Consider the following 13,847-nt stretch of genomic DNA (forward strand, 5'->3'; position numbering starts at 1 on the left):
AGCGACACATCACTTAAAGCATCCAATCAGATCTCGACCTAGCAGATCAATTGGCCCCAATAGCTTTTGAATGTTTCAACCCAGTAGCCATTGAGGCTAACTAAATCGATTATTAAAAAATGGCATGACTTTCAATTGTGATAGCCCAAATTAATGTACCGATATAAGCATCGATTAAATAGATAGTTTGGGACATTAACAGAGCCAAACCCAGTGGGCAAGCCAGTTGTGAACAAAAAAGGGTAGCAAACGATACGGTAACAACTTAATAGCGCTGTGATAAACGAAAATAAACAAGCAAACAAAACCGCTACCTTTGTTGAAAATATATGGGATGCAGCATTGAGCTTAAACCGAGGTAAAGCACATCTTTCACCATCGAGAGCGTGCAAAATATGGGCTTAAACACAGCAAATATGTTTAAGCCCAACCACATCATGTTGAGAATTAATTAACTCAGAATGTTAATTTACAGCTCAGTCCACGCCATAGCCCAAGAAGCGCCAACACCTGGCTCAAATCCTGTGGCAGAAGCCGACCACTGCACACAATAGCCGCTATAAGGGAATGGCTTACATTGATACACTTTGCCATTTTTAGGCTGTAACACTGTGGTGCCTGCAACGTAACCTTTCACCCCTTCAGGGAAGACAAAATCCGCTTCCGGCGTTGGTGCTTGATCCTTTAAGAAGAGATCAAAATTCTGCTGAATAACATCACCTTGTTTAGGCTCAGCTTTAACCTGTAAGTGATAATGCCCAGCTTTAGGTGCAACCACGTCTAACACTAAGCTCGCGCTGGTATTGTTAACGGTTTGACTGACAAAACCGGCTGCCGTGCCATCGTGGTTAAACAAATACGCTGACACTAACATTTCAGCGTTGCTGGTGACGTCAAAACGAACCTGCGCCGCACCGTCGATAATTTGATAATCGTCGGCAAGTGAAGTGACCTCTAAGCTGTTGCCCGGAGCAGGAGCTAAATCAAATCCCACTTCGACACGCTCAATACCTGAGTTTTTCGCTGTAAAAATGTCGTTTTTGCCATACACAGGCTCAATCACACCCGATGCATTTTTTTGTCCCGCTTTTAACTGGGACTGCTGGGCATTAATCGCGCTCGCTAATAGGAAAGGCCAATTTTGTTTATCACCTTGAGTCGCATCGCTAATGGTAATGACTGTTTGCTTAGCCGCTTGCTCACCATTGGCGTCAAACACCCGGGTCATCACTTTATCGCCTGCTTTTAGATCGAGTGACGGATTGATATCCCCCACATCTTGCCATTCACTCGGCACAATAGGACCCGAGCCCAAGTTCACATCGATAGCATTGTAGAAACTATTCGTCGTATCTCCCACTTCCCACACGGCCAAGATCACTTGATAACCACTGCGACCTTCTGGCACGTAGCAGTCATGGGTCACTAACTTAGGCGGCTGTTCCATACCACCATCAACGACGCAAAAGGGTGCTAAGTCAAAGCTCGCTCGGCTCAAAGCTTGGTTTGGGTTCCAATCTTGGCGAGTTAAATAGTAACGCCAATTACGGGTGACATGATTTGCTGTGAACTGCCAACTGAACTTATTCCAGCCCGCTTTAATATCCGTCTTTGCCCAACGGCTCGGACTTTGTTCATCCAAAGGTGAAAAAGCACCATTGCCAGCACTCGCCAGCTTGCCATCAGCAGGACCTGATTCAGGAAAACCCGATGGCCCCTCAACACTTTGCGGCTCCCATTGCACCGCGCCACAATTGGCATTTTTACCTGTTTTACAGGCATATGAACGCGATTCAGGTGCCACAACATAACCGTGCGCCTGCGCAGAGATACTCACAAACGCATTCGTCGCCATTACTGCCGCGGCCAATAAACTCAATTTAGAAATAGGGGAAAAAACAGTAGAATTTGCCACTTTAATGCACTCCATTGATTGCCTATCATCCTAAACATAATGATAGGCTTAGATATAAAAGTGGTATTTGGGCAAACAACAGCATTAAACAGCAGTCGTTTATCTTTCACAGAAATCGAATTCTGCGGCAACTCCGCTATCTTAGTTCACTAAAAAATCCATTTACAACCTTAGACCGGAAGCTTTGCGTCCTAACTTTTCAATTAGTTTGCCAAATACAGTCGTTATCATTGAGTCACTACGAGTTAACAGTATGTAACTAAGTAGAAATGACTTGGCTAAATTAGCAACAAAAGACAACGTTGTCAAAAAATAATTCATTTATATTCATTGAGTTACAGAATGTGAATCGGTATTTTTCTGACACCTGTCAAAGATTTATCAGCACCTACTGTTATAAACTCGTGCTTGAAACTAAATCTTACCTAGGTATAATGCCCACCTCGCTTCGGGGGAGTAGCTAACTGGATTTCGAGCCATCGTCATCTAGGGTGAACATCAACATACTTGGCAACATGCCATGGTGTTCACAGCAAATCATAGATTTGCCCAGCAAGACCTGAGCACAATGACCGCACCTAGGGGTGGACGGTTTATTGTGCTTATGTCATAACCACCCCTAAAGGATCACACTTGGAAGCCCTACTTGCCTCAACCTTTACGGTTGCTATCGCCGAAATTGGTGATAAAACTCAATTACTTGCACTAATCCTCGCAGCAAGATTTAAAAATAAAACCGCCATTATTCTAGGTATTTTGCTGTCGACATTATTTAACCATTTTGCCGCAGCTTGGATTGGCCAATGGGCGATTAACTGGGTAAGCCCAGATCTGGCACGTTATTTAGTGGCTGCGTCCTTCTTTGCAATCGCTCTTTGGGTGTTAATCCCCGATAAAGTCGATGCAGAAGAGAGCCGTTTCTATAAAATGGGCCCCTTTCTCGCCACCTTTATCCTGTTTTTTATCGCCGAAATGGGGGATAAAACACAAATCGCAACTGTGGTATTAGCCGCAAAATACGATTCATTAACTATGGTGGTTGCAGGCACAACCTTAGGCATGCTGCTTGCTAACGTACCCGTAGTAATCGCAGGCCACTTCAGCGCCGAAAAATTACCTATGTTGTGGATACACCGTGGCTGCGCCGTATTGTTCGCACTCTTAGGCGTAGCAACACTGTTCTTCTAAGAATCGAGGCTGGGGTTTTGCTGCAGAATAAAATCTCTTCACGCAATATTTTATTCTTTTAAACCTAACCGTTTTGCAAGTCGGTGCAAATTACCTGTATCGATTTGCAATATTCTTGCACACGCAGCCCAATTTTGTTGATTCGCGGCTAAAACTTGACGAATAAGTTGACGCTGATATCTCTCAGTCGCAGCCTTAAGCCCCAGCATAACACTGGAATTATCTTGCGATTGTCCCTCACGACAGGCCGACTCAGACCTAAATGCTAATTCACTGGCTGGCGTTGCGGCATCTGATGGTCTATCTTCGTCGACTGTTCTGTGTGCTTGATTCATCAAAGAATCGAGCTGAAAATGTTTATCACTTAAGCTGATATAAGCCGTTTTTAGCTCGGCTTTCGCCAACACCGCAGCCCTGTGTATCGCATGCTCTAGCTCACGCACATTACCCGGCCATGTGTATTGCTCTAATAACTGCTGCGCTGCGGGTGTGATATTGATATGGGTGAGTCCTAACTTCGCTTTACAACGTTCAAGAAAAAAACCTGTCAGCATAACAATATCTTGCCCACGCTCTCTTAATGGTGCTACGTGGATAGGAAATACGCTCAACCTATGGTAAAGATCGAAACGAAAGCGCCCTTCCGTTGCCTCTTGGTGCAAAATTCGATTAGTGGCGGCAATAATCCGAGTATTAACTTTTAGGCTCTTATCACTGCCCACTCGCTGTAATTCACCGTATTGTAAAACCCTCAATAACTTAGCTTGCAGCCCCAAGGGAAGCTCCCCGATTTCATCTAAAAACAAGGTCCCCTTGTCAGCGAGTTCAAACTTGCCTTGCCTATGACTGATTGCCCCCGTAAATGCCCCTTTTACATGTCCAAATAACTCGCTTTCGGCGACGGACTCCGGCAATGCAGCGCAGTTCAAATAGATAAGTGATTTATCGGCTCTGGTCGATTGATTATGTATCGCCGCGGCCACTAACTCCTTACCCACGCCAGTTTCGCCAGTAATTAATACCGATAAGTCAGTGCCTGCCACGGCACTTATCTGCTGCTTTAGCGATTGGATCTGTGTGGATTGCCCTATGATCTCCTGCTGACTAGCAGGACGATTGAGCACCTCAGTGCCATTGGAAACTTCAACAACTTGGGATTCTAGCTGTTGCATCAATAACGCAGTATTAAGACTGGCTGCGGCCAGTGCGCTGATCACACGCAACTCGCTGTCACTAAAACCATCAAACTGATGAGGGTTGAAACCATCAATGGTGAGCGCCCCAATTAAGCGATCGTTCGCGATTAGTGGTAAACCAATGCAAGCATGTACATGTAAGTTCGCACTATGATGTGGAATTAAACCATCATACGGATCGGGAAGTTCACTGTCGGCTGGGAAACGAACCACATCGCCAGCACGGGCGATAGCCTCTAATCTCGGATGTTCACTAATTTGAAAGCGCCGCCCTAACACTTCGGCAAAGAGCCCATCTATCGCCAAGGGGACAAATTGCTGCTCCCGAAATGCCAATAATGCCGCAGCATCACAATTGACACGCCGCCTGACCACTGCCAACAAACGCTCAAATCTGTCTTGCGTCGACACGCCGACAGTTAAATCTAAGGCTAACTGAGTTAAATCAGCATGGGCACTCATAGCACATCCACAGTCAAATAAAGTCATATTGACAACAGTGTAATGTCAATTTGACCAATATCAAATTGTCATTATGACACCATCAAGTAATTTTAAATGTTGAAACACGTTAATACCAATAAAAATCAATGCATTAGAATGTTGGCATAGTGAGTGCAATAAGAGATTTAACTAAATAAGCAAGATTTACGTAGCGCATTCATTATTAATTATCACAGGTGTATTTATGACTATTCATGTAAAAAACAATATCCACTGGGTGGGCCAACGCGATTGGGAAGTGCAAGATTTTCATGGTACTGAGTACAAGATAACTAAAGGCACAAGCTACAATAGCTACCTTATCCGTGAAGAAAAAACCGTGTTAATTGATACAGTTGATCATCGGTTTAGCCAGCAATTCTTACAAAATCTTGAAGCTGAAATTAATTTAACCGACATAGACTATATTGTGATGAACCATGCAGAGGAAGACCACTCAGGCGCCCTGACTGCATTAATGGCCAAAATTCCTAACACTCCAATTTACTGCAGTGAAAATGCGGTTGACTCCATTGTAGGACATCACCACCACCCAGAATGGAATTTCATTACCGTAAAGACAGGGGATAGTTTAGCGATAGGCAATGGTAAGCAACTGATATTTATCGAAGCACCTATGTTGCATTGGCCAGATAGCATGATGACATACCTCTCCGAAGATGCGGTTTTATTCAGTAACGATGCCTTTGGCCAACACTATTGCGACGAACATTTATTCAATGATGAGGTTGATCAAAATGAATTAATGGAGCAATGCCTACGGTACTACTCAAACATTTTAACGCCCTTTAGCAGCCTAGTGACGGCTAAAATTCACGAAGTATTAAGCTTTAATTTACCTGTAGATATGATCGCAACTTCACACGGCATTGTGTGGCGTGATAATCCAGCCCAAATTATTCACCAATATTTAGCTTGGGCCGACGCTTATCAAGAAGACCGTATCACTATTTTCTACGACTCTATGTCCAATAATACTCGCATGATGGCCGACGGTATTGCTCAAGGTATCCATGATGTTGACCCCAATGTAGCGGTAAAAGTGTATAACGTCTCACGTCATGATAAAAACGAAATCCTTGCACAGGCATTTAGGTCAAAAGGTATTTTAGTCGGCTCATCCACCATGAATAATGTGATGATGCCTAAAATTGCTGCCATGCTTGAAGAAATCACGGGCCTGCGTTTTCGCAATAAAAAGGCGGCAGCTTTTGGTAGTTATGGCTGGAATGGCGGCGCAGTCGATAGAATTCACACTCGTTTGATGGATGCTGGTTTTGAAACCTCAGTGGGATTAAAAGTCAAATGGCGTCCCGATCGAGATGCGATGCAAGAATGCCGTCAGCACGGCCAGAGAATCGCGCGAGAATGGGCATTGCGGCCCCTCGATAGCGCGAATAGTCGCTCTATCATTAATCAAGTCATGTCAAAACCTAGCCAAGCCACCACAGCCAGTCAAACAGCTGAAAATACTGCTACTAATAACGTCCCTATGACTGCACCGATTGCAACAAAAGCGTGCGAATTAAATGATACACAATCAATGATTTGCACCGTTTGCCAATGGGTTTACGACCCTGAAAAAGGAGAACCTAATCAAGATATCATTGCTGGCACACCTTGGACTCAAGTGGCCGAAGACTTCCTCTGTCCCGAATGTGGCCTAGGTAAAAGCGTTTTCGCTGTCATAAAAAATGAGGTGACTAATGCCTAAGCCAATCGTCATTATCGGCAGTGGATTCGCGGCATATCAGCTAGTCAAAACACTGCGACGTTTAAACCGCGAACAACCGATTACAGTTATCACAGCCGACTCTGGTGACGAATACCATAAACCAGATTTAAGCCATGTGTTTAGCCTTAAAAAAATGGCGTCAGACCTCATAAAATTGACCGCGACTGAATTTGCACATGAGCAACAAATTGATGTGATAAATCACTGTGAAGTCATAAAAATAGATAAAGTTCGTCAGGTAGTATGTTGCCATCAAGGACGCGAAATTGCGTACAAAAAATTAGTGCTTGCCACAGGTGCACGGCCCTTTATTCCACCTATAGAGGGGGATGGCGTCGATATCATCCATACAGTTAACAGCTTAATGGAGTATCAGGCCTGCGAAGCAGACATCCATGGTGCGAGGAGAGTACTGGTTATCGGTGCTGGTTTGGTCGGAGTTGAACTGGCAATGGACTTAGCAACTGCAGGTAAGCAAGTATTTTTGGTCGATCCACAAGCGAGCTTAATGCCGAATATGCTACCCGAAATGTTAAGCCACAAACTGACCGCTGTACTAACGCAGCATAACGTCACAGTGCAATTGCAAACCCGAGTCAGCCAACTGCAACACCAAGATGGCAGTATCTCTGTGTGCCTAGATAATGACCAGCGGTTTATTTGTGATGCGGTTATCTGTGCAGCGGGACTTCTCCCTAACAGCCAACTTGCCCAGCATGCGGGGCTAGAGGTCAATAAAGGTATCGTCGTTAACGAATACTTACAAACCAACGATGCCCATATTTATGCGCTAGGTGATTGCGCCCAAATCAACGGCCAAAATAGGGCCTATTTGCAACCTGCGTTACTGAGCGCCAATGCGCTGGCGAACACATTACTGAACCAACCGACAGCAGTGAATTTTCCCGCCATGCTCATTAAAGTGAAAACGCCACTGTTACCTATGCAACTCAGCGGTATAACAGTGAATGGCGTCCATCGCTGGCAAGTCGATATTGATGCTCAAGGAAGCAGTATTAAAGCATTCGACGTGGATGAAACATTTATAGGATTTATCGTAACCGAGGATAAAATGCAGCAAGCATTTGGATTGTTAAAGCAGCTAAATAGCCCTAACGCGGCACTCATCGCGGCCTAAGAGCACATTAACGAGAATGTTAATATTATTGTCGCTGATAATAAAAACTGAGTAGAGGCTTTCTACTCAGTTTTATCGTTTCTACTATTATTCAAACATTCGCAACAGCAATAGTTTAAAGACCTAATGCCAGTTTAATACGTTGTCCGTAATCCGCATCGGCTTGAGTAAAATGCGCCACCATACGTTGCTGCACATCTAAACTCGCTTGACTTAATGAACCCGAAATTGTTGCCACTAGGCGCGCTTTCTCAGCTTCAGAGAAGATGCGATACAAATTACCCGCTTGGGTATAATCGTCTTGGTTATAACGACTGTAACGCGCCGCTTCACCTTCTAAACGCAATGGTGGTTCGCTAAAGTTTACTGGCTCAACCAAGGCATCAGCAGTGCTGTTCGGGCCATAGTTTGCCGAAGCGTCGCCACCAGTTTGACTGCCATGATAAGGACATTGTGTACCCGCCATCGCACCTGCACGTTGATGGTGATTTGCCTTAGCGGCATGCGGGCAATTCACTGGCAATTGGTTGTAGTTAGCACCAATGCGGTAACGCTGCGCATCGGCGTAGGCAAATAAACGCGCTTGTAACATCTTGTCTGGTGAAGCCCCGACGCCTGGGACCAAATTACTAGGTGCCAATGCCACTTGCTCAACTTCAGCAAAGTAGTTTTGTGGCAGACGATTCAGTTCTAATACACCAATCTCAAGTAATGGATAGTCGCTATGCGGCCAAACCTTAGTTAAATCAAATGGATTGATATGGTAAGTATTGGCATCTGCCTCAGGCATAATCTGCACATTAACCGTCCAACGCGGGAAGTTTCCATCAGTAATAGCAACCACCATATCGCGCTGTGATGAATCGGGATCAATCCCTTTTAATTTATCAGCCTGTTCATTAGTTAAGTTGACCACGCCTTGCTGCGATTTAAAGTGGAACTTCACCCAGAAACGCTCGCCCTTGGCATTCCACAGCGAGAAAGTGTGTGAACCATAACCATGCATTTGACGGTAGTTCGCCGGAATACCACGATCCGACATCAAAATGGTTACTTGATGCATAGCTTCAGGATTCAATGACCAAAAGTCCCACATAGCCTGCGGATCTTTTAAGTTTGTCTTAGGATTACGCTTTTGCGTATGAATAAAGTCTGGAAACTTAATCCCATCTCGCAAGAAAAAGGTCGGCGTATTGTTACCCACGATATCGTGATTACCACGGGCAGTATAAAAACGTAAACCAAAGCCACGTGGATCGCGCTCTGCGTCGGCAGAACCCATTTCTCCACCTACGGTTGAGAAACGAATAAAGGTTTCGGTTTGCTTACCAACACCATTGAAATGGTCAGCAATGGTGTAATCGCTTAAATCTTTAGTCAGCGTAAATGTGCCGTAAACCCCTGTACCTTTGGCATGCACGATACGTTCAGGAATACGCTCACGGTTGAAATGGGCTAACTTTTCAATTAAATGCCAATCTTGTAATAGCAAAGGACCACGTTCACCCGCCGACAGTGAGTTTTGATCATCGGCCACTGGGGCACCGTTTTGGCTCGTTAAGTACTGACTTGTTTGATGTTGTTGACTCATGCCCTGCTCCTTAGTCTTGATTGCTGGTTAACCAGGTTTCAATTAAATCGTAAATGGTGGCCATGGTTTATCTCCTTGGCTGCGACGTGTTGTCGATGGAGCAAGAATAGAGAATTACCACTTTAGAATAAAGCGATTAAACTAGATTTTCATAATCTAAAAAAAAGATTAAGAATGGATTTGGCAAGACAGTTAATGAATTACACGGACTCACAGCCAATGGTCCGCTCACATCACTTAAGATGCTGTTGAAAAACCAAATAGCTGCTCAGGACAATGGAGCGAAGTGCGGTGCGAGAAAGCGGAGTTAAGCTGATACACTGCCATTAACTGCTGGATAAGTCGGCTTCACGATAAAGCTTAACCAAGTAATAAGTGTCAATCAGCACGATAAAAAAGTTAACTAAGGCAACAGGATAAGCCCCAATTGCCACACCGTAGGCCACAAATAAAGCCGCACCAATGAGATTCCACCAGCGCAGTTTCTTAATGTTTGACATCATCAGTGATATTGCAACGACCACTGAAGCTAAATAACCAACCCATTCCCAAATTGTAGCGTTATCCATATCCAATCCTTATCTATATATTATTTAAATCAAACGATTGATACGCCAATCACACCACAGGTAATAAGCTGGCTCATTGCATTTAGCGTTTAACGACAGCCGCCGTCATCCGTGAAATACAAGTCAGTTCACCCGCACTGTTGTGGATTAAAATCTCCCATACAGAGCTGCGCTTCCCTAAGTGGATAGGCTTAGCCGTGGCGGTTAATACCCCATTACGGGAAGCCCGTAAGTGGTTAGCGTTAATTTCTTGACCGACACAATAGTACTGCTCAAAATCCACCGCGAAATTTGCCGCATAGCTAGCAACGGTTTCAGCAAGCGCGACATTCGCGCCACCATGCACTATGCCCAAAGGGTTATGCACCGCCGGACTGGCTGGCATAGTGGCCTTCATGTAATCGTCGCCAATCTCACTGATCTCAATTCCTAAAGTCTGCATCAAGGTGCCTTTGCCACCCATACCGGCGTCTAAACGCGCGCAATCCTCTAACGTTACAGCTCTAAACCAAATACTCATTGCAACTTCCTAGTCAATAAAACCAATCAGCAGTTTACTGTGAAGTGGATGAAGTTCAACTAGTTTACTCTCAGCTGGTCACATCTATATCGGCAAAAATAAGGCTCAAACTAACCAAGATTTAGTGGTACTTAGCTGACTAAACCAGACAAGAAATAATCCCCACACCACGACTACACTTGGCATAATTAACGCGTCGGCTCCTAGCACCACAGCCGCTTGCTGAATGCAAAATACATAGGTCATTTGCAACAAAATAGCGATAAGCGAGGCGACCAACACTTTATAAGCAATTAATTTTCTGAATAACAATAATAGACATCCTAGAACCCCTGAAACTACGGCAAAGCCAAACACAGCATCAACCCAAATTGGCGTTGTTTCATAGAGTGTAATTTGATCTGGGCTCATCTGTGCCAGTGCATCTGGCGTCATAGTCATTTGCATAACAAAAGCCATCAGCCCCATGATATTCCACAACAAACTGAGCGTTGCGACAAAGTAAAACCACAGTGGCGCCTTGATATTCATGGTTTTCAGCGGATTTGAGGTGGTATCCATACTCACTCCTAATAAAAACTGAAAAAAAGAGATAAAAAAGGGATGGTTAACCATCCCTTTGTTTCAGTCTAGCTCACAAATTGCACTTGTGAGTTAACCCCATATACAGGTTAACGGCGACGACGCTGCAAACCAAACAAGGACATCAGTGCTAAACCTAAATAACCTAAAGCACCGCCATCATCTTTAGGCTTTGGCTCAGGTTTTGGCGGCACTACTGGCGCAGGATAACTTAAAGCAACAATCACAGGATCATGATCCGATGCAGAAAAAGCATTTTCAGATTTAGCCAGATCACCAGAGAACTTCTTACCGTATTCAAACAAGCTAGATTCCACTGAGTTGATATGCCAATCTTCAATATCCACTAAACGTTTGGCTAAGCTAGCATTGGCTAAAGCATGATCTAAGTTACCTAACTCGCCGTTATAGCTATAAGAGAAAGTGCTTGCACCGTGGGCTTTCGTGTTCAAGTTGATAAAGCCATAACCTTTTTCAATCTTGCTGCCTTGGCGCTCAAACACTTTGCCGTCGAGCGTCGTCCACGAAGCGGTCAGGATGTCACGCTCTGACTTGCTCGCATCGAAGTCGGTTAGTACACGGATAGGATCCTCCATACCATAGGCATTCATATCACCGATGATCAGTAAGTCGCCTTTCACGTCTTTTAGCGTTTCACCCAAGACTTTGGCTGCAGATACGCGGAAAGCATTACACTTGCCCTGTTGATCGGCAGGATCAACTGACTCTTCGAAGTTAGCCCAATCTTCTAAACAGCCTGAGCCTTTAGATTTCAAATGGTTAACGACTACGGTCAGAGACTCATCATGGATTTTAAAGGTTTGCGCTAAGCTGTGACGTTGATAAGCATCATTGCCAGGGTTAGTCTCAGTTTTGCCATCTTTTGTGCGAGTCACGCTGCCAGCACTGGCGTGCTGTTCTGGAGTACCGATAACTTGTGCTGCCCCCGCTAAAGCCACTTTACCACCACGGTATAACATGCCGACAGTAATCGCATCTGTGCCAAAGTACTTGCCGTCATACTTATCAGCATCGGTGATTTCAACAAAGCTATAGGCGTTTTCAGGCGTCTGCTTGTCATTTAGTGCATCGACTAAATCCTTAATCGCACTCTTCTCACCAAAACCGTTGTTAGCAATTTCCATCAAACCGACGATATCGGCGTTCATGGCGGTAATAGCGCTAACGATTTTAGTACGTTGTAGCACCATTTCTTCCAGCGTTAGGGCGCCACGGTTACTGCCTGATGGATTGGTATCGCCACCATCAACATCGTTAAAGAAGTTCAGCACGTTAAAGCTAGCCACGCGCAGATCTCCCTTAGTTGCAACACTTGGGGCTTCGGTTCTATCGTCACCACGGATAAAATCACCCGCTGTAATAGTATTAGTCGCCACTAAACGATAAGCGCCGTAGCTGTAACCAATCACACCTTGCAGGTTAGTCAGTTGATCGCCAACACGGATGTAACCCGTTTCCACATTGAAATCAGGGAAGTATGGAATAACACCATTGGCAGGCTTGTAATCGGATTCGATAAAGAGTTGGTTTTCGCGGTTAGATTTAACTAATGCCGTTGCTTCAGCAGAAAGCGCTGGATACAGCTGTGTAGGCTTCATCAAAGGTGCTTGATATGACACTAGCATGTTATTGCGACTACCCGCATAGTCGAAGCTGAAGGTGCGGCTGATTTTAAGATCGCTGCCCGCATCTAAGGCCACATTCATGCCTTCATAGCGCTCTAATGCTTGCGCTAAGGTTTCGCCATCGGCCACATAGAAAGGTGCGGCAACAGGGACTTCACCCTTAGCACCAACATCAAATTTCTTATCGGCTTTAATATCGATTTGAGTTAGGCCAAAGTATTCTTTCACTTTACCCTGCACACACACTTCAACCCCTGGTTGAATCGCTTCAGGTGCAGCTTCACCTAAGAATACAAATACACCATCAGAGGTATACGGTGAGTTATCACCCTTAACTTCTTGTAAGTAAAAACCTTTAAACAAGCTTTCACCACGGGAAGTCACTACGCCACGCACAGTCACTTCGGCTTCAGATTCGAATGCCCCTGCTGGTACAAATGGGCTCGACTCGCCCGCACCTTGTACTTGATAAATAGGCACAATTTTAGCGCCAGTACAGCTAAAGAGCGGCACTTCTGGCTCAGCAGGCGTTTCTAGTGAACCTAAACCAGAGAAGGTATCTTTAGGTAATTGTTCCCACTGGGCGGCATTAAATACAGTATTCGCCACTAACGCATCTAATTTACGTTTTAAGGTAACGTCTAATCCCCAACCCGTTGGCGTCGGCACATCACCAATAATATCGATGACGGCATCATCTTTCATTAAGGCAACCGCATCACCGCCATTAAAACTTAAACTACCAGAGTAACTATCAACTCCTTGAGCAACAGTAATAGTACCGCTAGTATTTAAAATAACTTTTGTCGATTTTGCCGCAATAGTTTGACCACCTAAAGCCACCATATCCGACGCAACAGTAGCACCATCTTTATAACGAACCAGTTTATAACCCGCGAGATCAATTGCCGTATCGCCGCTGTTATACAGTTCAATCGCTTTATTATTTGAGCTACCTTCAACATATTCGGTGATCATCACATCTGCGCTTGCCATCATAGGCAAAGCCGCTGCAACAGCTAAAGAAATAGCCGTTAATTTATTAACATTATCCATATCATCAACCCCATTATTATAATATTGCCGCTAACTTCTATTAACGTGCGAGCGGATTATTTCAGAGTTGAATGCGTAAAAAAAGAGGGCAAGATCGCACATTGCCAATGTAACACATTGATGAGTAACTAATTATAGACACCTCACTGTTCACCTAACAGAACAGGATGGTAAATCAAAAGTATTAGCCATGTAAAAACAAACAGT

The 13,847-nt window shown here is 44.5% G+C and carries 10 protein-coding genes and 1 riboswitch; of the genes, 3 read left to right on the forward strand and 7 right to left on the reverse strand.

The window, feature by feature from the left end:
• Nucleotides 1–469 precede the first annotated feature (469 nt).
• On the reverse strand, nucleotides 470–1,915 hold the full coding sequence (gbpA, locus tag KO531_RS02695; RefSeq protein ID WP_219250321.1) for an N-acetylglucosamine-binding protein GbpA: 1,446 nt from the start codon (nucleotides 1,913–1,915) through the stop codon (nucleotides 470–472).
• A gap of 123 nt (nucleotides 1,916–2,038) precedes the next feature.
• Nucleotides 2,039–2,138: riboswitch (cyclic di-GMP riboswitch) on the reverse strand.
• 410 nt (nucleotides 2,139–2,548) lie between these two features.
• Between gbpA and KO531_RS02700 the strand changes: the two genes are divergently transcribed.
• A complete protein-coding gene (locus KO531_RS02700; protein WP_131524629.1) occupies nucleotides 2,549–3,103 on the forward strand; it encodes a TMEM165/GDT1 family protein in 555 nt (184 codons plus the stop codon).
• 50 nt (nucleotides 3,104–3,153) lie between these two features.
• Here KO531_RS02700 and norR read toward each other — a convergent pair whose 3' ends face one another.
• Nucleotides 3,154–4,761 (reverse strand): nitric oxide reductase transcriptional regulator NorR, encoded by a 1,608-nt coding sequence (norR, locus tag KO531_RS02705; protein ID WP_251068822.1) that lies wholly within the window; start codon nucleotides 4,759–4,761, stop codon nucleotides 3,154–3,156.
• 226 nt (nucleotides 4,762–4,987) lie between these two features.
• On the opposite strand from norR, the gene norV reads away from it, so the two are divergent.
• Both norV and norW read left to right on the forward strand, forming a co-directional pair.
• On the forward strand, nucleotides 4,988–6,517 hold the full coding sequence (gene norV, locus KO531_RS02710) for an anaerobic nitric oxide reductase flavorubredoxin (protein ID WP_219250323.1): 1,530 nt from the start codon (nucleotides 4,988–4,990) through the stop codon (nucleotides 6,515–6,517).
• The gene (norW, locus tag KO531_RS02715; RefSeq protein WP_028761591.1) at nucleotides 6,510–7,676 is read left to right on the forward strand and encodes an NADH:flavorubredoxin reductase NorW; all 1,167 of its coding nucleotides are present in this window, start codon (nucleotides 6,510–6,512) and stop codon (nucleotides 7,674–7,676) included. The genes norV and norW overlap by 8 nt, the downstream gene beginning before the upstream one ends.
• A gap of 115 nt (nucleotides 7,677–7,791) precedes the next feature.
• On the opposite strand, the gene katB is transcribed toward norW, so the two are convergent.
• The 5 genes from katB to exeM all read right to left on the reverse strand — a co-directional run bounded on the left by katB (nucleotide 7,792) and on the right by exeM (nucleotide 13,640).
• Nucleotides 7,792–9,267, reverse strand: coding sequence for a catalase KatB (katB, locus tag KO531_RS02720; protein ID WP_173246491.1), 1,476 nt, complete (start codon nucleotides 9,265–9,267; stop codon nucleotides 7,792–7,794).
• A 326-nt stretch (nucleotides 9,268–9,593) separates the two neighbouring features.
• Nucleotides 9,594–9,836 carry a YgjV family protein gene (locus tag KO531_RS02725; protein ID WP_028761593.1) on the reverse strand — a complete coding sequence of 81 codons (243 nt, stop codon included), beginning with the start codon at nucleotides 9,834–9,836 and terminating at the stop codon, nucleotides 9,594–9,596.
• A gap of 82 nt (nucleotides 9,837–9,918) precedes the next feature.
• Nucleotides 9,919–10,356, reverse strand: a complete 438-nt coding sequence (locus tag KO531_RS02730) for a PaaI family thioesterase (RefSeq protein ID WP_028761594.1) — start codon at nucleotides 10,354–10,356, stop codon at nucleotides 9,919–9,921.
• 105 nt (nucleotides 10,357–10,461) lie between these two features.
• Nucleotides 10,462–10,917 carry a hypothetical protein gene (locus KO531_RS02735; protein WP_173497347.1) on the reverse strand — a complete coding sequence of 152 codons (456 nt, stop codon included), beginning with the start codon at nucleotides 10,915–10,917 and terminating at the stop codon, nucleotides 10,462–10,464.
• Nucleotides 10,918–11,027: 110 nt separating this feature from the next.
• Nucleotides 11,028–13,640, reverse strand: coding sequence for an extracellular exonuclease ExeM (gene exeM, locus KO531_RS02740; protein WP_219250324.1), 2,613 nt, complete (start codon nucleotides 13,638–13,640; stop codon nucleotides 11,028–11,030).
• Between the last annotated feature and the right edge of the window lie 207 nt (nucleotides 13,641–13,847).

This window comes from Shewanella sp. NKUCC06_TVS, assembly GCF_019345515.1.
In the GTDB taxonomy this organism is placed as follows: Bacteria; Pseudomonadota; Gammaproteobacteria; order Enterobacterales; family Shewanellaceae; genus Shewanella; species Shewanella oncorhynchi.

Bases quoted from the DNA above. Each gene is read 5' to 3' on its own strand.
- norR (WP_251068822.1), bottom strand. From the start codon at position 4,761: ATGAGTGCCCATGCTGATTTAACTCAGTTAGCCTTAGATTTAACTGTC.
- norV (WP_219250323.1), top strand. From the start codon at position 4,988: ATGACTATTCATGTAAAAAACAATATCCACTGGGTGGGCCAACGCGAT.
- norW (WP_028761591.1), top strand. From the start codon at position 6,510: ATGCCTAAGCCAATCGTCATTATCGGCAGTGGATTCGCGGCATATCAG.
- katB (WP_173246491.1), bottom strand. From the start codon at position 9,267: ATGAGTCAACAACATCAAACAAGTCAGTACTTAACGAGCCAAAACGGT.
- KO531_RS02725 (WP_028761593.1), bottom strand. From the start codon at position 9,836: ATGGATAACGCTACAATTTGGGAATGGGTTGGTTATTTAGCTTCAGTG.
- KO531_RS02730 (WP_028761594.1), bottom strand. From the start codon at position 10,356: ATGAGTATTTGGTTTAGAGCTGTAACGTTAGAGGATTGCGCGCGTTTA.
- KO531_RS02735 (WP_173497347.1), bottom strand. From the start codon at position 10,917: ATGGATACCACCTCAAATCCGCTGAAAACCATGAATATCAAGGCGCCA.
- exeM (WP_219250324.1), bottom strand. From the start codon at position 13,640: ATGGATAATGTTAATAAATTAACGGCTATTTCTTTAGCTGTTGCAGCG.